The sequence below is a fragment of the Cesiribacter sp. SM1 genome (assembly GCF_020178975.1).
GTDB lineage: Bacteria > Bacteroidota > Bacteroidia > Cytophagales > Cyclobacteriaceae > Cesiribacter.
In genome coordinates this window covers 1-21088 of record NZ_JAHXBU010000043.1, presented here as the reverse complement: position 1 = coordinate 21088, position 21088 = coordinate 1, and the positions used below count along the sequence as shown (strand labels likewise).

The 21088-nt window shown below is 47.4% G+C and carries 20 protein-coding genes; 13 read left to right on the top strand and 7 right to left on the bottom strand.

Annotation, left to right across the window (positions count from 1 at the left end; translation table 11 throughout):
- Positions 1–9 precede the first annotated feature (9 nt).
- The 3 genes from KWJ01_RS07270 to KWJ01_RS07260 all read left to right on the top strand — a co-directional run bounded on the left by KWJ01_RS07270 (position 10) and on the right by KWJ01_RS07260 (position 2686).
- On the top strand, positions 10–408 hold the full coding sequence (locus KWJ01_RS07270) for an OsmC family protein (RefSeq protein WP_224995768.1): 399 nt from the start codon (positions 10–12) through the stop codon (positions 406–408).
- A gap of 159 nt (positions 409–567) precedes the next feature.
- The gene (locus KWJ01_RS07265; protein ID WP_224995767.1) at positions 568–1770 is read left to right on the top strand and encodes a DUF4861 domain-containing protein; all 1203 of its coding nucleotides are present in this window, start codon (positions 568–570) and stop codon (positions 1768–1770) included.
- 73 nt (positions 1771–1843) lie between these two features.
- Positions 1844–2686 carry an alpha/beta fold hydrolase gene (locus tag KWJ01_RS07260; protein WP_224995766.1) on the top strand — a complete coding sequence of 281 codons (843 nt, stop codon included), beginning with the start codon at positions 1844–1846 and terminating at the stop codon, positions 2684–2686.
- Positions 2687–2785: 99 nt separating this feature from the next.
- On the opposite strand, the gene KWJ01_RS07255 is transcribed toward KWJ01_RS07260, so the two are convergent.
- Positions 2786–3085 (bottom strand): hypothetical protein, encoded by a 300-nt coding sequence (locus KWJ01_RS07255; protein ID WP_224995765.1) that lies wholly within the window; start codon positions 3083–3085, stop codon positions 2786–2788.
- 793 nt (positions 3086–3878) lie between these two features.
- Between KWJ01_RS07255 and KWJ01_RS07250 the strand changes: the two genes are divergently transcribed.
- Complete coding sequence (locus tag KWJ01_RS07250; protein ID WP_224995764.1) at positions 3879–5414, top strand: M1 family aminopeptidase; 1536 nt, start codon at positions 3879–3881, stop codon at positions 5412–5414.
- Between the two features lie 144 nt (positions 5415–5558).
- Here the strand turns inward: KWJ01_RS07250 and KWJ01_RS07245 are convergent, their stop codons facing one another.
- From KWJ01_RS07245 to KWJ01_RS07235, 3 genes are all read right to left on the bottom strand, one after another.
- Positions 5559–7223, bottom strand: coding sequence for a catalase (locus tag KWJ01_RS07245; RefSeq protein WP_224995763.1), 1665 nt, complete (start codon positions 7221–7223; stop codon positions 5559–5561).
- A 188-nt stretch (positions 7224–7411) separates the two neighbouring features.
- Positions 7412–7957, bottom strand: coding sequence for an HD domain-containing protein (locus KWJ01_RS07240; protein WP_224995762.1), 546 nt, complete (start codon positions 7955–7957; stop codon positions 7412–7414).
- Positions 7958–8193: 236 nt separating this feature from the next.
- Positions 8194–9120, bottom strand: coding sequence for a halocarboxylic acid dehydrogenase DehI family protein (locus tag KWJ01_RS07235; protein ID WP_224995761.1), 927 nt, complete (start codon positions 9118–9120; stop codon positions 8194–8196).
- A 580-nt stretch (positions 9121–9700) separates the two neighbouring features.
- On the opposite strand from KWJ01_RS07235, the gene KWJ01_RS07230 reads away from it, so the two are divergent.
- The 9 genes from KWJ01_RS07230 to KWJ01_RS07190 all read left to right on the top strand — a co-directional run bounded on the left by KWJ01_RS07230 (position 9701) and on the right by KWJ01_RS07190 (position 19109).
- Positions 9701–10039 (top strand): P-II family nitrogen regulator, encoded by a 339-nt coding sequence (locus KWJ01_RS07230; protein ID WP_224995760.1) that lies wholly within the window; start codon positions 9701–9703, stop codon positions 10037–10039.
- Positions 10040–10100: 61 nt separating this feature from the next.
- Positions 10101–11486, top strand: coding sequence for an ammonium transporter (locus tag KWJ01_RS07225; RefSeq protein WP_224995759.1), 1386 nt, complete (start codon positions 10101–10103; stop codon positions 11484–11486).
- A 167-nt stretch (positions 11487–11653) separates the two neighbouring features.
- Positions 11654–12769 (top strand): porin, encoded by a 1116-nt coding sequence (locus KWJ01_RS07220; RefSeq protein ID WP_224995758.1) that lies wholly within the window; start codon positions 11654–11656, stop codon positions 12767–12769.
- A 103-nt stretch (positions 12770–12872) separates the two neighbouring features.
- Positions 12873–13466, top strand: a complete 594-nt coding sequence (locus tag KWJ01_RS07215) for a DUF4468 domain-containing protein (protein WP_224995757.1) — start codon at positions 12873–12875, stop codon at positions 13464–13466.
- 351 nt (positions 13467–13817) lie between these two features.
- Complete coding sequence (locus KWJ01_RS07210) at positions 13818–14537, top strand: 3'-5' exonuclease (RefSeq protein WP_224995756.1); 720 nt, start codon at positions 13818–13820, stop codon at positions 14535–14537.
- Positions 14534–16447, top strand: coding sequence for a DUF294 nucleotidyltransferase-like domain-containing protein (locus KWJ01_RS07205; RefSeq protein ID WP_370634664.1), 1914 nt, complete (start codon positions 14534–14536; stop codon positions 16445–16447). The genes KWJ01_RS07210 and KWJ01_RS07205 overlap by 4 nt, the downstream gene beginning before the upstream one ends.
- Positions 16448–16668: 221 nt before the next feature.
- Positions 16669–17202, top strand: a complete 534-nt coding sequence (locus KWJ01_RS07200) for a hypothetical protein (RefSeq protein ID WP_224995755.1) — start codon at positions 16669–16671, stop codon at positions 17200–17202.
- 94 nt (positions 17203–17296) lie between these two features.
- A complete protein-coding gene (locus KWJ01_RS07195) occupies positions 17297–18346 on the top strand; it encodes a sensor histidine kinase (protein ID WP_224995754.1) in 1050 nt (349 codons plus the stop codon).
- Positions 18327–19109 carry a LytTR family DNA-binding domain-containing protein gene (locus KWJ01_RS07190; RefSeq protein WP_224995753.1) on the top strand — a complete coding sequence of 261 codons (783 nt, stop codon included), beginning with the start codon at positions 18327–18329 and terminating at the stop codon, positions 19107–19109. The genes KWJ01_RS07195 and KWJ01_RS07190 overlap by 20 nt, the downstream gene beginning before the upstream one ends.
- Positions 19110–19133: 24 nt before the next feature.
- Here the strand turns inward: KWJ01_RS07190 and KWJ01_RS07185 are convergent, their stop codons facing one another.
- From KWJ01_RS07185 to KWJ01_RS07175, 3 genes are all read right to left on the bottom strand, one after another.
- The gene (locus KWJ01_RS07185; RefSeq protein ID WP_224995752.1) at positions 19134–19631 is read right to left on the bottom strand and encodes an HIT domain-containing protein; all 498 of its coding nucleotides are present in this window, start codon (positions 19629–19631) and stop codon (positions 19134–19136) included.
- 90 nt (positions 19632–19721) lie between these two features.
- Positions 19722–20228, bottom strand: coding sequence for a hypothetical protein (locus KWJ01_RS07180; RefSeq protein ID WP_224995751.1), 507 nt, complete (start codon positions 20226–20228; stop codon positions 19722–19724).
- Positions 20173–20751 carry a hypothetical protein gene (locus KWJ01_RS07175; RefSeq protein WP_224995750.1) on the bottom strand — a complete coding sequence of 193 codons (579 nt, stop codon included), beginning with the start codon at positions 20749–20751 and terminating at the stop codon, positions 20173–20175. Before KWJ01_RS07175 ends, KWJ01_RS07180 begins: the two co-directional genes overlap by 56 nt.
- Positions 20752–21088: the final 337 nt, after the last annotated feature.

Below are 21088 nucleotides of genomic sequence, written 5' to 3'. Positions count from 1 at the left end.
TTTTTTGCAATGGAAATAAAGGCGAGAATTGAGAATAGCCTGAACAGCAACCAGGTTTTTGTTGAAACCAATGGCAGGCTTAGTGAACTTAGCATACCATCGAAAGAAAGCGGCCGGGGATCTGCAGTAAACGGAGGGGAATTTTTATGCCTGGCGCTGGCTACCTGTTTCTGTAATGATATTTACCGGGAGGCACAGAAACAGAACATCACCATTACAAAAGTAGTGGTAGAAGCATCTGCCGAATTTTCTGCCGAAGGACAAGCCGGTTTCAACATTGTTTACAGTGCTAAACTGGAAGGTAACGCCAGCCAGGAAGTATTGGCTGAACTAGTACAGCATACCGATAAAGTTGCCGAAATTCAGAACACCCTAAGGGCTGGGGTAGGTGTAAAGTTGCTGCAGTAGCTTAAAGGCGCAGTTCTTTGGTAGGATTTGCATCCCCGGGGCTTGATGCGCTAAAACTTATGCCATTCTTCCTCATTTGCCCGGTAGTTTACCACAGGCATACCGGGAGTAGGATTTTTTTTATACATTGTACATCAGCATGCAACCATATCTCTACAAATGAAAAGAAACACCCAATCCTTTATTTTACTGTTATTGGCCCTGCAACTGTTTTCCTGCCGGCAGGAACATGGGAGCCGGCGTACTTTTACCGTTAAAAATAACCTGGATATGGACAGGCAGCAGGAAACAGTTCGTGTGCCTGCCGAGAAGGTGAGTGATTTGATAGAAAGCTTTGGTGCCGATAATCTACTGATAAAAGAGGAGGATAGCGACAGTGTGCTGGTATCGCAGGCGATAGATTATGATGGAGATGGTAGGGTAGATGAAATTCTTTTTCAGGCCACTATAGGGGCCAATGCCGAAAAGCGCTTTGTAATCCAAGGGGTTGAAAACGGAGCGGCACAGCGGCCCGAAAGCAGGCTCACTACCTACTCCCGCTTTGTGCCGGAGAGGATCGATGATTACACCTGGGAAAACGACCGCGTGGCTTTTCGTACCTATGGTCCCGAGGCGCAGCGAATTACAGAATCTGGCAAGCCTGGTGGTACCCTTACCAGCGGTATGGATGCCTGGCTCAAACGGGTAAACTATCCGGTTATCGATAAATGGTATGCAAATCATCAGCAATCGCCCGGCGCCTACCACATCGATACAGGCGAAGGTTATGATCCCTACCATGTTGGCGACAGCAGGGGCGTGGGGGGTATAGGCGTATGGGAAAACGATTCGCTCTATGTGTCGAAGAACTTTAGCAGTTACAAAACCATTGCAACTGGCCCTATCCGTACCGTTTTTGAATTAAGTTATGCTCCCTGGGTGGCAGCGGGGCGCACAGTCAGGGAAACCAAGCGCATTAGCCTCGACTTGGGCAGTAACCTTAGCCACTACGAAGTATTTCTGGATAGCGAGCAGGCTTTGCCCAACATTGCCGTGGGGCTTACACTGCACGAGGGGCAGGGAGCTGTGAAAGCCAGTACAGAAGAGGGCTGGTTTCGTTATTGGGAGCCAATGGACGATTCCGAACTGGGGGTTGGCCTGGTAATAGACCCATCGGTAGTGCAAGATTACAAGGAGCGCAGGGTAGAAGCAAAAGACCAGAGCCACATATTGGTGCTGGCAAATCCGGAAAACAACAAGCTTAGCTACTATGCTGGTTTTGGCTGGAAAAAGAGCGGGCAGTTTAACTCTCCCCAGGAGTGGGACCAATACCTTGCCCGTTTTGCCAGGCAGCTGGAGGAGCCTCTTATGGCATCCTTCTGAGAAAGAGTAGCGCAGCGTTCAGAAGAGGGAGCAGGACTAAATTATCATTCAGGCCAGATAAAGCAGAAAAAAAATGTACCACCACTCTATTAAAACCTGGGTTAGTTTGTTCTGCTGCCTCTTTATCGCGCAGCCGGCCTTTACGCAGGAAGCAGGTGCAGCGCCAGATGCCGGCACATATTTTACCTCATTTGATGATACCAGGATCTACTATGAAGTACGGGGCGAAGGCCAGCCGGTAGTGCTGCTGCATGGTTTTACCAATACCATAGAGAGCTGGAAGAGTAAAATTCTGTACCAGGCACTGCTTGATAATGGTTTTAAAGTTATTGCCCTGGATTTGCGGGGTAACGGCAAATCTGATAAACCAGAGACCGTTGCAGGCTATGTGCAGGATGCCGAAACCCGCGATGTATCCGGGCTGGTGAGCTTGCTGGGACTTAGCAGCTATCAGCTTGTTGGCTACTCCCGCGGTTCCATAATAGCATCACGGCTGCTGGTGCTTGATAAGCGGGTTTCTGCTGCAGTGTTGGGTGGTATGGGCGATGCCTTAACAAATCCCGACTGGCCCCGCAGAATGGCGTTTTATAAAGCATTGATCGGTGAGGGAGATACAACGGACTTCCAGGGATTTCTGCGCTACGTCGATGAAAGTGGCCTCGATCGCCAGACGCTGGCTTTTCAGCAGCAGGCGCAGTCAAGTACATCACCCACCGATCTGGCTAGCGTAAAAATCCCGGTGCTGGTTATTTCCGGCGATGCTGATCATGAGAATGGTTCTGCCGAAGCGCTGGCAAAACTAATACCCGCTGCCAGGGTTAAAAGAACGCCAGGTGTTCATAATACAGCCCATCAGTCACCACAGTTTTCGCAGGAGGTTTTGAGCTTTCTGCAGCAAAACAGGCATAAACATTAGCACGCTTGTATTGTTAGCAAAGGCTAACGCTTAACCTATAAGTTTCCTTTGTGTATATAGCTGGTGATTACAGGGAAGTACGGCAGGCGCCTTTCAATATTAACTAAGGCTCCTGCCAGCATTGATGGTGTTGTTAAAAATGGGAATGCGCTCTTTATAGTAGCCATCCAGCTCCTGGCGTATGTGCTGGAACGTTTGGTTGTAGTCTAAGCGCCTGTCGGGCATGGTGGTTTTGGCAATTTTAAGGCCCTTATTGTTAGCCTTAAGCGCAGCAGCAGTTGTTGCAGCAGCTGCTACTGAAGCAGTTGCTGCTGGAGTATCTATAGCTGCTGTTGCAGCACTGGCTGCCTGATTACGCCCGGGGCCAGTCCCCTGCAACGTTCTGTTGAAGCTGATCAAACGGAACCCTAACGTTCTCTGCAATAATCTGATTCCACTGTTCACTGATAAACCTAAACTTAGCATCGCACAAAAAATTCTGGTTAATAATCTATTCTATTTTTGTAATTTCTCTGTTCCCAGGCTAGCCTGGCTTTCTTCCACTCATTTGCTTTTTCAGACCAGTACTACTGGATTTTACCCCAGTTGATATGGTGCCGGAAAAAGCTGTTTCTCCAATAAATTATACTCTTGAAGATTTATATATAAGAGCAGGAGCGGCTTACTGTTTGTGCCTACGGTACGGCTTTGCTTGTGCTGCTCCAGATATATATACGTGCAAGTAAGAAAAATGTAAACTGTCAGTCAATAGAAAAATAATACGGGCTAGCCGCTTGGCCCCCGATCCAGGCTGTGGTAATGATGTAAGATGTTGTAAAATAGTTAGTTGCGAAAAGGTTGCAAATATAAAAATTTAATTTTGTCCACAATAAATTTAATTATATTGCTCTTGATGGGCTGCGTTAAGGGTAATATTTCTTCAAATTCAGAGGTAATATAGAGAGGAGAATTTGCTGTAAAATCTGCCTGGTAATGGACTTTAGCAGAATGAATGGCAATAAAAAGCTTGTTTCCTGCTGCTGTTAAAGTTCAAAATAATTGTAATATTGTTAAATTTATTAGTGTTCTGTACGCACCCTCTCCTGCCATAAATTATGGGGTAGCAGATGGAGCTTTTGTAGAGATTCAGGCTGGCTAAGAAAGCAATTGCAGACTTAACCTCTTTTTCAGTAATATTTAAATCCCCAGGCATATGCAACTGGTTTATCTGATCACATTCATTGTAATGTTCTTCCTCCCGGCTCCGCATGAGGCGGAAGAGGCACCGGCTTACAGCAGCGAATCAGCTACGAATAAGGAGCCGTTTATTAGCTATACGGTAGAGCCAAATTTCAGAAGGAGTACTACCATAGATGTTAGCTTTGAATACAGTGCTAACGCTGCGGGAGAACTGCTCCTGAAATATGAAAACAGCTCCTGGGGAGACAAAGACATCTTTAACTGCATAACTAAGTTTAAGGTAAGCCCTGAACCTGTAGCTGTAACATTTATGCCTGATAGCAGCCTGATCAGCATTAAGGCACAGCCTGATCAAAAGTTGCTGGTGAAATACTCTGTGAAGCAGGATTTTAATGAGCCGGTGCAGAATTACCACCGCTACCGGCCTATTGTGCAGAAAGAATACTTCCATGCGCTGGGCATGAGGTTGTTTATTATGCCTGTTGATCTGTTTGCCAGTGATACCAGCAAGGCCAGCATCGAAATTAACTGGAAAGAAGAGATTGGGGCGGGCGTATTTCACAGCAGCTTTGGTGCTAAAAGCAAGCAGCTGCTGCACCTAAGCCGCGAGGAGCTTTATGCCTCTGTTTTTGTGGGCGGAGACTTCAGGAGGTACCGCCTGACTGTTAATGGCAATCCTGTTTATTTTCTTACCAGGGGTGAGTGGAAAGCGTTTAAAGATGATGACGTTACCAGGATTCTGGAAAAAACCATTAGCTCACAGGTTGCTTTCTGGGAAGATCCGCTTGAGGCCGATTTTACAGTTACACTTATCCCTACTTTTGAGGAGTGGACGGAGACTTCCAAATCTTACTCCCTGGGTGGCAGCGGGCTTACACATTCCTTTGCCAGTTTTGCTTCTAACAATGATGGTGCTACGCTTAGCAGGCTTTCCTGGCTCTATAACCATGAGCTGCTGCACCGCTGGATTGGTAATACGATCAGGAATGAGCAGGAAGAAAAGCAGTACTGGTTTTCTGAAGGCTTTACCGATTACTATGCCTATAAGCTAATGCTGAAGCGTGGAGATATTGGTTTGCACGAATACATTAAAACACTTAATGCGGAGGTATTCAAGCCGCATTATAACTCCCCGGTGCGGGAGCTGCCGAACGATCAGCTAAGTGGAGAAAAATTCTGGTCGGATGTTAACTATCATAAACTGCCTTACCGCAGGGGCTTACTGTATGCCTTTTTGCTCGATACACAAATCAAGCAAAAGCATGCGTACAGCAAAAGCCTTGACTACCTGATGAAGGATTTACTGAACCTTGCTAAAAAAGATGAAGGCCTGCGCTTAAATGATAAAGTGTTCGGAACTGTGTTAAGCAAATACCTGGGAGGGGCCGCGCTGGCAGATTTCAGTAAGTATATAACAGAAGGTAAGCTTATTGATTTTAGCCGCAGCCTGCCCGAGGGCTTACTGCTTGATGCCTCGCTTACTTACCCTGCACTGGCGCTTGATGCAAAGGCAGATCCGCAGCAGGTAGTGCGCAATCTATCAAAATAAGCTTACTGGCCATAGTGAGGGGTAGCCAGCTTGCTACTAAGCCTGTAAACAGAAAAGGGCATGCCTGGAGCATGCCTTTTTCTATTATCAGTGAGCTAGAGTATATGCTTACTTACTAAAGTAAATGTTTACAAAAGTAAATGCTTAATAAGGTCTGGCAGAATGGCCTTTTTGTTCAGCCTCTTTAACGGCTTCGGAGGAGCCTTTGCTTCCCATAGGTCCGTCGGTGCCCATCATTTCTTTCTTCATCTTCATCATTTTTTCAGTGGCCATTTTAATGCCCTCTCTCACCCTGCGGCCATAATCCTCATCAGCCTGGGTAAAATATTCAAGCATTTTATCCTGGATGCGCTTATCACAAGTGGCAAGATCGTTAGACAGGTTGGAGATCAGCTCTTCGCGTTCCCAGTCTTCGAAATTGCGGTATGTTTCGCCTGCCTGGCCAAAGGGGTTGGTACGGTCAATTTTCTGCCGCATCAGCTGGGCATTATAGCTTGGCATGTAGTCCTTGCCGGGTCTTGTGGCTTCTTTAAGGCCGCCAATGGTAGAGGGCTCATAGTTGATGTGAATGTTCTGCCCTTCTGCAAAGTCGGTTTTAAAGGACATCATGCCGCCCCGCTGGTTGGTTGCCACCTGTTTCCTGGGGGCGTTGATGGGTAACTGCAGGTAGTTGGCACCTACGCGGTAACGCTGTGTGTCTGAGTAGGAGAAGGTGCGGCCCTGCAGCATTTTATCGTCAGAGAAGTCAAGTCCGTCTACAAGTACACCGGTACCAAAGGCAGAGAGTTCCACTTCGTTGAAATAATCAACGGGGTTTCTGTTCAGGGTCATTTTACCAACCGGCATCCAGGGGAATTGCTCTCTTGGCCACAGCTTGGTATCGTCCAGCGGATCGAAGTCGAGTTCCGGGTGTTCATCGTCACTCATGATCTGCACGTTCAGCTCCCACTCCGGATAGTCGCCGCGCTCAATGGCTTCGTAAAGATCCTGGGTGGCATGGTTAAAGTTCTTGGCCTGTATTTCCTGTGCTTCTTTAAGGGTCAGGTTCTTGATGCCCTGCTTAATTGGCTCCCAATGGTATTTTACCAGCACTGCTTCGCCATCGGCATTCACCCATTTGTAGGTATTTACACCTGAGCCCTGCATCTGGCGGTAGTTTGCCGGAATTCCCCAGGGGGAGTACAGGAAAGTAACCATATGGGTAGCTTCAGGAGTGCCGGAGAAAAAGTCAAAAATCCGTTCTGCGCTCTGGATGTTGGTAACAGGATCTGGCTTCTGCGAGTGGATCAGGTCGGGGAACTTCATAGCGTCCCTGATAAAGAAAATCTTCAGGTTGTTGCCTACCAGGTCCCAGTTACCATCTTCGGTATAAAATTTAACTGCAAAGCCGCGTGGATCCCGCAGGGTTTCTGGTGAGCCGGAGGGGTGGCCTACTGTGGAGAAGCGAACAAAAACAGGCGTTTGCTTTCCTTTTTCCTGAAATAGCTTGGCACGGGTATATTTTGCAACTGGTTCGTCGCCCACTTTGCCATAGGCTTCAAAAACACCATGTGCACCGGCGCCACGTGCGTGTACTACACGTTCAGGTACACGTTCGCGGTCAAAGTGAGATATCTTTTCAATGAAGTGGTAGTTCTCCATTGTGGCGGGACCGCGGTTGCCTACAGTGCGGATGTTCTGATTGTCGTAAACAGGATGGCCCTGGCGGGTGGTAAGGGTGGTGTCTCCCGCTTTACCATTGCCTGCTGTGTTTCCTCCTGCCAGCTTGGACTGACCATTGCCAGACTGACCTTTGTTTTCTTTCTCCATATGTGTTAAAAGTTAGTGTTGCGTTATTAGCTTTTTAACCGGGAGTAAGAATGTTTGTTAGGGAAAGGTTTAAATATCTGGGGAGCTGTTAAACAGCCGAAGGCTAAGATTGTCTGTAAGCGCCCTTAAAGGCTGTTTTGGGCCTGATCTATAAGCATAATCTATGAGGCTATTTAAAAATTCTATGACTAAAGCTTTATCCGTCCTGCTTTTTTCAGTTCAAGTCTTGCTTTGTGTACTTCGTAACAGGCAATCATTAGGAGGCTGAAATTTCCTCCCTGCAGCGCCTCCACAAGGGCTGTCATTTCGGGGATGTACCTTACGGCAAAGTCCTTGTCATTTTTAATGATGTCGCGGGTGTTGTCAATAACATCGGCCAGCTTAATGGTTTTAGCCTCGGGGCTTATGCTTGCCTGGCGCTCTACCTCACGCTTTTTTCTGGCCTTTCGGTTCAGGGAGGGGTAAGCTTCCTTCATGTATTCATCAGTAAGCTCATGCACCAGCGTTGCCACTTCTTTTCCAAAGCGCTTTTCAATTTCCTGGTGGGTAACGGGGGTGTCTTCCACTACATCGTGCAGGTAGGCTGCGCAGATCATAGCGTTGGTATGGGGCACAGTACGCACCATTTCAGCTACCCGCTTTGGGTGCTCAATATAAGGCTCCCCGGTAAACTTTCTCTTCTGTTCTCCATGTGCCTGCCGGGCAAATTCAAGTGCTTCCTGTTGCATGCTCATAAGTTACCATACGGCAATAGCTGTGCTATGGCTGAATTTGCAGGCGCGAAAAAATGTTTTCCGGCTTTGGGGCTGAGCAGCAGGGCCTGTAACAAAGAAGTTTTACCAGTTCCAGAGAGCATTGTAGTGCATGCCTATGGCATAATGGCTCAAGATAGCTGTTAAGTGAGCAGGAGCTCGATAAACCACAGTTAAGGTTCGCTTACTTAGCAGGTCTAATGCGGCTCCTGCACAACCTAGTCTTCATCGCTTACTGCAACGCTGAAGCGGGAGCTGTAGGCTTCTGCGGGGCCATCGAGCATGGCTTTGAAGAGGGCAACATCCAGCAATAATTCAGGAATAAACTTATAGCGGAAAAATGCCAGGATAGCCCTCACTTCTTCACGCTGCTTCTCGTCCAGGGGAATGGCTGCGGGCTGTTCCAGTGGAATTTTGCGCAGGCTTAGCGTGGCCTGGTCTGTGATAAACCCCCGAAGGTTCTCATAGGCAGTACTTCCGATCAGGGGTTTAATGTCGTGCCATGCCTGCTGCAGAAATTCGGGCCAGTTAGCAACGCCTCGGTAATAGGAGGCTACCAGGCTGTGATTGTGGTGTTGTTTGATGTCGGTGAAAAGAGCCTTCACCACCGGGTCGGCACTCTCGGGCTTCATGAGTTCTACTTTTGTTGTGCCGGCTGCTACCCCTGTTTGAATCGGCGAATTATTTACCGGTGCTTCGCCCCGCCGTGTGCGGTAGGCTGGTATGGTGCTGAAGGTTGCTTCGTAAAATATATTGGCTGTAATAAGCAGTTTGGGGAGTACATAAAAAATGGTGTCGTTGAAAGCGCGTAGTTGTTCGGCATTCGGTATTGTGTCCCATCTGCCTTCCGGCATCTCCGGTAGATCTTCCAGTAATGCTTTTTCACGGAGGTTATCGGCTTCCAGCTCAAAGCTGTTGCTGACAAACGCAGGACTAAAATGCTTCCACAGCTGCTCCAGGTAATCGGGATAGTTGGCCAGGGTACGAAAGAGCTGGTTTACCAGTGGTACCCGCAGGGTATTCTGAATGTCCTCATATATGGGCTTTATCTGGCTGTCTGCATCATCAGGCATGATGTCGGGTAGGAGGGCGGCCAGTTGCATGCCCTGACTGATGAGCTTATTTCGTTCCTGCAGGTCTCTCATATAGGATTGCTTTTGTGTAAGGACTGGATAAAGGGCGGTTTGTTCAGGCAAAATAGTTGTTTTCTTCCGCAGTACCATGCATGTAAGCAGGGCTGCTCATTTAGTAAATAACATAGTTTCGGATTGTGCGCCTGAACCAGGCGGAGGCCTTTGCTCAAGTTCTGTGCTGGCCGGGAGATACATAAGTGCGGGAGAGAGGAGTGTTGCTGGAGTTTAGGTGTATGTTAAAGGTGTTTTTGGTAAAATGGCTATGTTAAAAATGTATTACCCTTTAATTTTTGGGTACTATTTGAGAAAAACTACTTAAATTTTTTGAAGTAGGTTGTATATCACGGCAACTTTCATGAAAATATTGAAAATAATTTTTATAGGCCTGAAATAAGTACCGCACTCGTTTGAAAAAATAGCTATAGCTGTAAAACAGCTTAAAAAATAAAGCTGATTCCATTAAAAACATGATAAATATTTTGAGATAGCTTAAAAAACAGAGCATAAATTTTGAAATATGCTGCTATATCAGTAAAATTGGTTAAAGATTCGGGGTGCACCAAAAGAATCGACTACCTAAACCATTATCTGTATGAAAAAAGTTGAGGCTATCATCAGGACTTCCAAGTTCGAGGAAGTTCACTCTGCCCTTTCTGCTTTAGGCATTCCTTTCATGTACTCTATGGAAGTGAAAGGCTTTGGAAAAGAAGCCAGTTTATCGCATACCTACAGGGGCGCACACTATGATGTAGGGTTCATTCCCCGTACCAAAATAGAGGTAGTCGTAACTGAAAATCAGTTAGAGGATGTTGTTGAGTGCATTTTGCAGGAGGCCTCTACCGGAGAAATCGGCGACGGCAAAATTTTTATCTCTGATGTAGAAAGGGTAATCAGAATACGTTCGCGCGAAGAAGGCGCGGCAGCCCTTTAATCCTTTGTATCCAATCTTTTCCCCACACCCCCTAAAACAAAGAATTTAAACACAAAAGCACATGGATGAAGCATTATTTACCGTAAACAACTTGTGGATGATGATCGCCACGATCCTGGTGTTCATTATGCACCTGGGATTTGCCTCATTGGAGTCTGGTTTGGGCCGCTCAAAAAACACTGTAAATATTTTATTCAAGAATACCATTATTCCTGCCATAGGTATCTTAACCTACGTGCTGGTTGGCTTTAACCTGATGTATCCGGGCGCAGACTATGCCGGCGCATTTTTTGGTTTTGCCGGCTTTGGCTTGTCAATGCCCGAGGGCGCAGCAGGTTTAATAGAATATGCTGATGGTAAATATACCTACTGGACAGACTTTATCTTCCAGGCAATGTTTGCAGCCACTGCAGCTACCATTATTTCAGGTGCTGTTGCAGAGCGTGTTAAGCTTAACTCTTTCCTTATCTTCTCTGTGGTCTATGTTGCCATCTGCTATCCCATTGTTGGTATGTGGAAGTGGGGCGGTGGGTTCCTGAACACCCTGGGCACCGATGGCGGCCTGCTTCCTTCTGTACTTGGCAGCCTTGCTGATGGTGAAAATGCAGGTACTCCTTTCTACGACTTTGCCGGTTCTACCATTGTACACTCTGTAGGTGGCTGGGGCGCACTGGCCTGTATTATCCTGCTCGGCCCGCGTATTGGCAAGTATGTAAATGGTAAAGTAAAAGCAATTCCCGGTCATAACCTTCCGCTGGCTACCCTGGGGGTATTCCTGCTCTGGTTCGGCTGGTATGGTTTCAATGGTGGTTCTGTTCTTTCTGCCGATCCGGGCCTGGTTTCTCTGGTGTTCGTAACAACAACCATAGCAGCTGCTGCCGGTGCAATTGGTGCTTTCATCATGTCGCAGGTTTTATTCAAAACAAACGACCTTACCATGGTGCTGAACGGTATTCTGGCTGGCCTGGTAGGAATTACTGCCGGTGCAGACCAGATGGGTGTAGTAGATGCCCTGCTGATTGGCCTGATAGCTGGTGGCCTGGTGGTTTGCGCCGTGGTAATGTTCGACAGGCTGAGAATAGATGATCCCGTTGGTGCGCTTTCTGTACACCTTGTGTGTGGTATCTGGGGTACGCTGGCAGTAGGTATTTTCGGTGCGCTTGCAGGTCCTGCCCAGTTGCTTAGCCAGTTTATAGGTATTGCCAGTGTTGGTGCCTTCTGCTTCGCATTTGCCTTTGTAACATTCGGGGCGCTCAAGTTTACCCTGGGTGTAAGAGTATCTGCTGCAGAAGAAATGGATGGCCTGGATATTCACGAGCATGGTATGCACGCCTATCCTGATATCAACGATAATATGGCTTATGGCACGCCAGAGAAAGAAATGGCTGCCGAACCAGCACTTAGCAGAACAAAAGTATCTGTTGAGCCCCGCCCTGTAGTAAAATAAGATCTCCTTCGTTCTGTGCAGGGCTTTCATTCCTAACCCTGCCTCCCATACAGTAAACTATCCTTTGATGTTCCTTTTGTAGCCGGAGAATGCCCGCCACCACCTGCAGGGGTGGCGGGAGCTATCCCTCTGTGTCAAATTTTATCCCCTCTTCTAAATGAACTTTTATGACAAGAATATCTCTACTGTTAGTTTCGCTGTTCATGCTTTCAGCGCTTACCCTTAGTGCGCAGGATGCACTGGAGGATTCTCTAAGCAGCAAGCCCACACTTACCATCTCGGGCTATGTTGATACCTATTACTCCTACAACCTGAACAGGCCGGAATCGGGTACCAACACCGGCAGGATCTTCGACATTCCACACAACACTTTTTCACTGGGCCTGGTACAAACCGTTTTCAGCTATTCAATCAAAAAGCTTAATGTGGTGGCCGACTTAACCTTTGGCCCAAATGCAGACCTGGGCAACTTCGGTAACGAAGGCACTGCAAAGCTTATTAAGCAGGCATACATCTCCTACGACTTTACCGACCGCTTAACCTTTACTGTTGGCCAGTTTGGTACCCACATTGGCTACGAGCTAATCGATGCACCCCTTAACTACAACTACAGCCTTTCTTACCTGTTTGGTAACGGGCCCTTCTACCATACCGGCGCCAAGCTTAATTACAAGCTAAGCAGCAAGGCCGGCCTGATGGTGGGTGTGGTGAATGGCTGGGATGCACTGGTTGACCCTAATGACAAGAAATCTGTGGTGGCTCAGTTTTCATTGGCCCCTGTGGAAGGCTTCGATGTATACGTAAACTGGATTGGTGGTGATGAATACAACACAGCATCAGCATTTGGCGATACAAAGGGATCTTACACCAGCCTGTTCGACCTTACCACTTCTTACCAGCTTACGCCGGTCTTTAAGGTGGGGGTAAATGCAGCCTACGGCTCATTCTCTTCCGGCAGTGCACAGCCGGAAGTAGACAATCCCTGGTCTGAGGATGCTAGCTGGGGTGGTGCTGCCCTATATCTGAACTACGAATTTAATGACATGGTAGGCCTGGGTGTCAGAGCAGAGCATTTCAGCGATCCTAAGGGCGTTCGTTACTTTGGTCCGCTAGAAGCCACCGCCTTAACAGTAACCGGCGATATCAAACTGGCAGATGGCCGTTTTTTGATCAAGCCAGAAGTGCGCTACGACCAGTCTAAGGACGACTTTTTTGAAGACAGCGATGGAAATCTGAAGAAAAACCAGACAACCCTGGGCGCAGCTTTCATCTATGCCTTCTAGCAATTCCTGATCATTTACCGAAACTTGTTTAAGAATCCTATGTATACTATCTATACATAGGATTCTTTATTTTGGGAGATGATTACTACAAAAGGAAATTGCAATGAAGTTTTTAGGAATGATTCTGCTGTTTGCGTTCATGCCTTTTTTAGGGGAGGATGAACCGCAGTTACCACGTAATTCGGCTGGCAAGATCAGCTTTGAGGAGTTTGTTCAGGTAGATGACCGGGGCAAAGATGCCTTGTTTATCAATGCCATGAACTTCGCTACACGCGTAAAGCGGGTGGATGCCTATGACAAAAAAGTGCACGCAGACTATCAGGGTTCTGTAGTAAACAGGGAAGGGAGCTTTTATGTATACACCCAGGGTCTCTTCACGCCACAGATCCACGGTGAAATTGTTTACAACCTTCGCCTGGAGGTGATGGATGGAGGCTATTCCTACACCTTTACCGACTTTGTGTTTCAGTATTACAAAAAGAACCGTTACGGGCAGTATGCGCCTGTAAGTGGTAAGAAAAAGCCGCTTGAAAAAGAAAAATTTGCGGGCATGAATGATACCTGGCGGGAGCATAAAGAAACTACCCGCAAGCATGTGGAGAGCCACATTCGTGCCCTTAAAAAGAAAATGAGAGAAGAACCACCGGGAGCACGCCTCAATGAAGATGAGCACCATGATGAAATGAACCGGCCATAGCAGCAAAGAGGCTGCTGAGCCAGGCATAAATCTTTTGTATTATCAACGCTGCCAGGTTTAAAATGCCTGCAGCTTTTAGACCTGGCAGCGTTGATAGTATGTTGATTAAGTGAGGGCACTACAAATGAAAGATACAATGAGTGGCAGGTGCAAGCATGGGGGCGTACCCTTTCAGTAACAGTATTTTTTAGCTCCTTTTTTCCTTTTTCAGATCTTTAAAAACAGGCAGGTACAGCCCTTGAGGGCATTGCACCTGCCTGTTTTGTTTCTGATAGGTGTAGCATATGTTGTCTTTGAAAATCTTTAAGCAGGCTAATACATTTTGAATATTAGTTTAGGTATTTTGGTGTTGTGAAAGATTACCTGCTGTTTGTAGATACCGAAACTTCCGGTCTGCCAAAAGACTGGAAAAAGCCCTATTCTGAAGTGGGTAACTGGCCTTATATTGTGCAGCTGGCCTGGGTGGTGTACACCAAGGCAGGAGAGGAGGTAAAGTCAGAAAACCATTACATAAAGCCACTGGATTTCAGCATCAGTGAAATATCCAGGGAGATCCATGGTATTGGTGATGAATTTTTGATGGAGCATGGCAAAGCACGCAAAGAGGTAATGCAACTGCTGCACAAAGATCTGCAGCACTACCAGCCCCTGGTTGTGGGGCACTTTATGCAGCTCGATTACCACATGATGGGTCTTGGTTTTTACAGGGCAGGCCTAAGCAACCCGCTGTATTCGCTGCCTGCATTCTGTACCATGCAGCTCACCAATAACTTTTATCGTGAAACCGGCTATAAATACATGCGTCTGGATCAGCTGTACTACAGGCTTTTCGGTATTCAGCTGAAACAACAGCATAATGCACTCGTAGATGCAACAGCAACAGCGCGCTGTTTTTTTGAATTGTGGCGCAAGGGTGAAATTACCGAGTCTGTGGTTGCAGAGCAAAAGCAGTCTTATGCCCTGAAGGAAAGAAAGCCTACTGAAGGTGCCGGCAGGCGCTTTGCAATTTTACTGGTGCTGGCTTCTGTAGCAACACTGCTTATCTATTTTTTAAGTAACTGGTTAACATGAACGAATCTGAACGTTTAGCTTTTCTTAAAACAGTTAAGCCTTTTCACCTGCTGCCCGAGGAGGTGTTAATGGGGGTGGTAAACCTGCTGGAAGAGGTGCGCCATACCAAAGAAGCAGTGATTTACCAGCAGGATGTTTCTAAAATGCGTGGCGTTGATATACTGGTTGAAGGGGAGTATAATGCTTTCTTTTATGACAGCAGCCAGAACAAACGCCTGCCCGAAAGCTATGGCAGGGGTTTTTGCTATGGAGGCTTTTCTGTACTGCTCAATAAAAAGAGGTCTATCCGAACGGTAATAGCTAAGAAGGGCACGGTGGTTTACTTTTTGCATCGCAGCCATTTCAGGGCTTTGTGCCAGGCTTACGAAGATTTCTTCCACTACTTTACCCTGGAGTTTGCCAGGCGTATGCTCAACGATGAGTATGCCCATTTTGTAAAGCCCTCCAACACCCTGGACGAAAATTACATAGCCGCCGATAAGTTTTATTCCCGCAAGCTGGAGACGGTGGAGATCAGGGAGCTCATTAGCTGCCCTGCAGGCACCCCGGTGCATGAAGCTGCCAGCACAATGGGCAGGCACAGGGTAAGCTGCCTTTTTGTTGAGGATGAGCAGCAGAGGATCATTGGCTATGTAACCGACATTACCCTGCGTGATAATGTGGTTGCCCGGCAGGTAAGCCTGCAAACACCTATACGGGAGGTAATGGATGCGCCCATTGTATCCATTAGCCCCGATGCCTATGTATATGAGGCCATGCTGCTGATGTTTCGCACCAAAACCCGTTACCTGCTTATTGGCGAGGAAGGGAATTATTCAGGCTTTATCAGCCGTAATAAACTATTGAGCGACCAGTCGCAGTCTCCTTTTGTGTTCATTCAGTCGGTAAAACTGGCCCTTTCGGTAGAGGAGCTCCGCAAGAAGTGGCAGAAGGTTCCGGAAATTGTGTACCAGCTCCTAAACCGCGGTGTAAAGGCCGAAATTGTAAACCAGGTGATTACTACAGTGGCAGATACCATTGCCCAGAAGGTGATTGAAGGTGTCATAGACGAAATGGGGCCGCCGCCGGCCAAATTTGTGTTTATGGTACTGGGCAGCGAAGGCCGGAAGGAACAAACCCTTAATACCGATCAGGACAATGCCATTATTTACGAGGATAAGGCCAACGAACAGCGTGAACTGGTGCGGGATTATTTTCTGAAATTTGCCGAACAGGTATCGGAGCAGCTCAACACCATTGGCTTTAGCTTTTGCGAAGGTGGCTTTATGGCTAAAAACCCTAAATGGACACACTCCCTCTCGCATTGGAAACGCAATTATAAAACCTGGATCGGGGAATCCAGCCCGGAGCGGGTAATGAACTTTGCCACCTTCTTTGATTGCCGCTTCCTGTATGGTGAGCCTGCCATTATGGAGGAGCTAAAAGAATTCCTGAACGAAGAGTTAAAGTCTGTGGGCGAGATTTTTATTTACCACATGGCTAAAAACGCCCTGCAGTACGAGCCGCCCCTTACCACCTTTTTCAAAAACATTAAAACATTCAGCAAAGGCTCCCAAAAGGTGTTCAATATTAAAAAGACCATGACACCCATTGTGGACCTGGTGCGTGTGTATGCGCTCAAAAACCGAATTTTTTTATCCAATACCGGCGAGCGCCTGGAGGCTCTGAAAGATCTCGGAGTTTTCAAGGAAACAGAGTATCGCGAGTTGCTGCAGTCGTACTACTACCTGATGGGCATGCGCCTGAAAAACCAGGCTGTGCAGATCATTCATGACAAGACTGATGCTGATAACCTGCTCGACCCTAACAAGCTAACCCAGGTAGAGCAGGTAACACTTAAAGAAATCTTTAAAGTGATTGCCGAATTTCAGGCCAGAATAAAGCTGGTGTTTACACGGCAGCTTTACTAAGCTAAGCATGGTTCCCCGGGTTAAAGTCCCGAGCATTTGCGCCTGCGCTATAAGGTAACATCAATCACCTATCGTCTCAACCCCTGTTTTTTACACTTCACACTGCCTGTTCTGCACCTGGCAGGCTTTTTTATTCCTGGCTTAGAGGCTGTGCTGCATCTTTGTAACATGTTTTGCAAAAAGCGAAGTTTTTCATCCGAACATCTAAAAAATTTTAAGCCATGATAGAGGTTAACCGTGACCTGGCCGATGCTGTTGTACTGGTGCTTACACTGGTATCTGCCCTGCTTTATGCTGTTTGGCTATCCAGGCAGCCCGGGTATTCATCCAGAAAAGGCGTTACTTTTTTTCTGCTGTTTCTGGCTTTGTACCCACTGCTGAACATGGTGGCGCATCTGATTGCCGTAGGTATATTTTCCTACATACGCGTGCAGGCAGGGGTTTTTAGGTACGATATAAAGTTTTATACCCTTGTTCAGTTCGGACTGCTGCTGATTCTGATCAACGCTTACCTGTTAAACCGGATCAGGCAAATCTGCTGTGGTAACTGGCTGGTGTACCGTCAAATTATAGTTGCTTCTTTACTGCAAGTTGCCATTGTGCTGCCCCTGTTCCCATTCAACCCGATTAGTCTGCTGCCCGTGACTACTTCTGTGCTATTGGTAGGAAGGCTGGCCCTTGCCCGCAGGGGCAGAGCAGTAACTGAGGCTGTAGCTGATTTGCAGCGGGTTGAGAACACTACGGTTGCTGCCTAACACAGAAAAGGTGTTGGGCTCCCAAATCCTTAGCACTTTCCCTGATTATGTAATAATTTATGCCTTGATTGGTGCAGCAACACACCGGCAGCAGATGGAGAAACTTAACGATGCCAGGCTCTGGACCTGGGGCATGCTCATCCAGAATATTATTTTCTTCCTGTTCTTTTACCTGCAGCAGATACTGGTAGGAGATCAGCCGGCGGGTAAAGTAATAGGCTGGCAGCTGCTTTTTACCTTTGTAATGTGGGAGGCTGCGCGCCTGGCCATACGCCTAAGCAGGTCCAGGTATCCGGGACTGCAGCAGATCAAAGCCCGTTTGCTTTGCCTTGCTGGCCTGCTTTTGCTGGTGGCAATAGTGGTGGGCTCCTGGCATGTGTGGATGGAAGTGTGGCTTGGGTTTTGGCTGCCCGATGAAATCACTCTTTTCAGCTACCTCTACAGCATTGGCATGACGCTTTTCTTCTGCCAGCTGATTGCCGGTGTCTATGAGGCGCTCTACTACCTGGAGCAGTGGAAAAAGTCGGTGAAGCAGACCGAAGCGCTGGAAAAGAGAAACCTGCAGAGCCAGCTGGAGTCACTCAAAAACCAGGTAACACCGCACTTTCTTTTTAACAGCCTTAACTCTTTATCTGGGCTGGTAGAGGAAGACCCCCCAAGGGCTTTGCGCTTTATAGAAGAGCTTTCGGGTATTTACCGCTACTTGCTGCAGAGCAATGAAAAGCAGCTGATCTCCCTGGCGCGGGAGCTGGAGTTTATAGAAGCCTACTTTTACCTGCTGAAGACCCGCTTTGAGGGAGGCCTGTTTTTGGAGAAAAAGGTAGCACCTGGCCTGGCCGACTGGCTGCTGCCGCCGCTTACCCTGCAGATATTGGTTGAAAATGCAGTAAAGCACAACATGATTTCAGAAGCAATGCCCCTGCGCATTAAGATCTATACAGATGAAGCAGGCAATCTGATTGTGCTGAACAATCTGCAGAAGCGCAAAACATCGGTGCCCTCCAATAAAATGGGGCTGGTAAACATATCTGCCAAATACCAGCTGCTAAACCAGCCGGATATCATCATCAATGAAACTCCTGATCACTTTCAGGTAATAGTGCCACTGATAAGCCATAAGCAGCATGAACTTAGTCATCGTTGAAGACGAATCGATAGCAGCCCGCCGTATTCAGAAAATGGTGCAGGCGCTGGAGCCCGGCAGTAATGTGCTGGCAGTGCTCGACAGTGTGGCAGGGGTTGTAAAATGGCTGCAGCAACACCCGGCTCCCGACCTGTTGCTGCTGGATATAGAGCTGGTAGACGGCCAAAGCTTTGAAATTTTTACACAGGTAGAGGTAACCTGTCCCGTAATATTCACCACTGCCTATGATGAGTATGCCATCAGGGCCTTTAAGGTAAACAGCATAGATTACCTGCTCAAGCCCATACAGGAAAAGGAGCTGCAGCAAAGCCTTCAGAAATTCCGGAACCTTAAAAAGGTATTTGCGGGAACAGAACCTGTTTTGGTAAATATAGAGCTACTCCTGCAGGAACTGCAACAGCAGCGGAACCACACAGTGAGCAGCAGGCGCGACAGAATACTGGTAAAGCAGGGGCAGCGTATGCTTCCCCTTACCACCACAGAGGCAGCTTATTTTTTTACCCGCGATAAGCTTAACTATGTACGCACCAGAAGTAATCAGCAGTACCTGCTCGATTATACCCTCGATGAGCTGGAGAAGTCACTTAACCCCAAGAATTTCTTCAGGGCAAACCGACAGTACATCATTGAGTTCAGCTCGGTTGTTCGGGTACACCAGTATTTTAACAGCAAGCTAAAAGTGGAGCTTACGCCAAAGCCCGAGGAAGATGTGGTGATTAGCCGCGAAAAAGCAGCGGATTTCAGGCACTGGCTGGGCGAGTAGGCTCACGGTAGGTGAATGGCGGCCCTACTCCACCTTCTGCTGGAGCAAGGCCGATTTTGTGGGAGCCGGCTTATACTTTTCCGGATCTATCATTGGCCCCACATTAGCGCCGCCATACAGGTGCAGGTGTATGTGAAACACCGATTGCCCTGCATGCTCATTGGTGTTCATGGCCACACGGTATCCGCTTTCTGCAATTCCGTAGCGGGCTGCCATTTCTTTGGCTACCAAAAACATTTTGCCTAAAACCGCCTGGTCGGCAGGGCTTGCATCATTTAGTGTATTGATCCTCTTCTTTGGAATGATGAGCAGGTGCACCGGAAAGCTTTTGCTAAGCGGCTCGATCACAAACACCTCTTCATCCTGGTAAAGAATGATGTTGGGATCGTTCTTTTCTATGATTTCCTCGAAGGGGGATTTTCTGGAAAGCTTATCCTTTTTCTTTTGCGCGTAATCAGTGCCCTGAGCCAATGCGGCAAAAGTTAGCAAAACAAAAAAGATTGAGAAGAGGGGTTTTATCATGTCAATATTTTTAACAGGAACAAGCAGCCCCACGCTCAATACTGCGGCATGGGGCTGTTGATAGTTGGGGTAATATCAGGTTTTTTTTAGTTAATCAAAATGCTCAACCGGCTTACGCTGTATTCTGGTGAGGGCCAGCTGCATTTCTGCCGACTCCAGCATCAGGTTTTCCAGCTCGGTCCAAAGGTTCTGGATCTGTTGCAGCGGAGCCATATGATAAGCCGCCAGCTGGTTTTTGAACACATTGTTCTTGAACCGGCTATAGTAATCGATACTGGCCATTTGCTCATCTACAGTGGCCAGCGTTTGTTCCAGGCTGGCAAGGTGGGCATTCCATTGTGGTGCCAGGGCTTTTAGTTGCTGGTCCATATAGGCTATTCTTTTAGCTTGTGCTGCAAGCCTAAGCTCCTTTACCAGCTTAGGTTCTTTGTTGGAGACAACCTGCTGCCTAAGGTGGCTGGGCACCAGTGGCACTTTTTCATACTCCTTTTGCTCCCACTCCCAGACCTGGCTGTTATGTTCGCTTACCTTCTGACGGATCTCAGCTATTTTTTTGCCATAGCTTGGTGTAGGAGGAGGGCTCAGGTCCGGTGCCATTCAGTTGAAAGGATATTTCGCCCATCGTTTCCAGTACGGCTGTTACCTCTTCGTCTTCAGCTCCGTTGAGTGTGTTGTTCTGCATTGCGCTTTGCGCCATAATTTGCTGTGCTTTCATGGCAAACGCCATTTTCTCCTCCTCGCTCATGGCCTCGAGCTTTTTCTGAAATTCAGGATCCTGCATTTGCTTCATCAGGGCTTCCTGTTCGTTCGATGTAGCACCCACATTGGCGCTTAATACAACTGTTGAGGCTTGTAGCTCCTCAATAATGCGCTGGCTCTTAGCTTTTAGCGCAGTAAACGATTCGGTAGGGGCCATCTTTTGCTGATCTTGGTCTAAGGCAACAACCTTGGCCATTTTATAGGCTTCAGCGGCAGAAGTGGGCAGAGCAGGCAACTCTTTGAGAAGCGGGGAAACGGGCTTGCTGTAAAGCGCAGAATTTTGTTGTGCTACAGCAGCGGTACAATAGCAGAACAGGCAGAGGTACAAAATAGCTGCTGTTCTAAAAGTTGTGGCTTTCATGTATGGAATTGAAAAAATATAAGCAAAAATATAATTATTTAGGCTTATGACAATAAGAAGATTATTTTTTATTTAATTCATACCCACTGCTTTAGCGTAATAACAGCGTGTGTTTGGCCAAATAAAACATTCATGATATAGCTATCACAAAGGAGCATGAAAAAGGTTTATCCATCAAGGATGAACCTTTTTTCATTATGGAGCCTCAAGTTTCATTTCCCCAGCTTATCGCCAGAGGATGTGGACTGGATGTTCACAAGAACCTCATTGTTGCCTCGGTTTCAGGAGAAGGCCTAGAAGAACAGACCAGAGAGTTTAGCGCCTTTACCGAAGACCT

Bases quoted from the DNA above. Each gene is read 5' to 3' on its own strand.
- KWJ01_RS07270 (WP_224995768.1), top strand. From the start codon at position 10: ATGGAAATAAAGGCGAGAATTGAGAATAGCCTGAACAGCAACCAGGTT.
- KWJ01_RS07265 (WP_224995767.1), top strand. From the start codon at position 568: ATGAAAAGAAACACCCAATCCTTTATTTTACTGTTATTGGCCCTGCAA.
- KWJ01_RS07260 (WP_224995766.1), top strand. From the start codon at position 1,844: ATGTACCACCACTCTATTAAAACCTGGGTTAGTTTGTTCTGCTGCCTC.
- KWJ01_RS07250 (WP_224995764.1), top strand. From the start codon at position 3,879: ATGCAACTGGTTTATCTGATCACATTCATTGTAATGTTCTTCCTCCCG.
- KWJ01_RS07245 (WP_224995763.1), bottom strand. From the start codon at position 7,223: ATGGAGAAAGAAAACAAAGGTCAGTCTGGCAATGGTCAGTCCAAGCTG.
- KWJ01_RS07240 (WP_224995762.1), bottom strand. From the start codon at position 7,957: ATGAGCATGCAACAGGAAGCACTTGAATTTGCCCGGCAGGCACATGGA.
- KWJ01_RS07235 (WP_224995761.1), bottom strand. From the start codon at position 9,120: ATGAGAGACCTGCAGGAACGAAATAAGCTCATCAGTCAGGGCATGCAA.
- KWJ01_RS07230 (WP_224995760.1), top strand. From the start codon at position 9,701: ATGAAAAAAGTTGAGGCTATCATCAGGACTTCCAAGTTCGAGGAAGTT.
- KWJ01_RS07225 (WP_224995759.1), top strand. From the start codon at position 10,101: ATGGATGAAGCATTATTTACCGTAAACAACTTGTGGATGATGATCGCC.
- KWJ01_RS07220 (WP_224995758.1), top strand. From the start codon at position 11,654: ATGACAAGAATATCTCTACTGTTAGTTTCGCTGTTCATGCTTTCAGCG.
- KWJ01_RS07215 (WP_224995757.1), top strand. From the start codon at position 12,873: ATGAAGTTTTTAGGAATGATTCTGCTGTTTGCGTTCATGCCTTTTTTA.
- KWJ01_RS07205 (WP_370634664.1), top strand. From the start codon at position 14,534: ATGAACGAATCTGAACGTTTAGCTTTTCTTAAAACAGTTAAGCCTTTT.
- KWJ01_RS07200 (WP_224995755.1), top strand. From the start codon at position 16,669: ATGATAGAGGTTAACCGTGACCTGGCCGATGCTGTTGTACTGGTGCTT.
- KWJ01_RS07195 (WP_224995754.1), top strand. From the start codon at position 17,297: ATGGAGAAACTTAACGATGCCAGGCTCTGGACCTGGGGCATGCTCATC.
- KWJ01_RS07190 (WP_224995753.1), top strand. From the start codon at position 18,327: ATGAACTTAGTCATCGTTGAAGACGAATCGATAGCAGCCCGCCGTATT.
- KWJ01_RS07185 (WP_224995752.1), bottom strand. From the start codon at position 19,631: ATGATAAAACCCCTCTTCTCAATCTTTTTTGTTTTGCTAACTTTTGCC.
- KWJ01_RS07180 (WP_224995751.1), bottom strand. From the start codon at position 20,228: ATGGCACCGGACCTGAGCCCTCCTCCTACACCAAGCTATGGCAAAAAA.
- KWJ01_RS07175 (WP_224995750.1), bottom strand. From the start codon at position 20,751: ATGAAAGCCACAACTTTTAGAACAGCAGCTATTTTGTACCTCTGCCTG.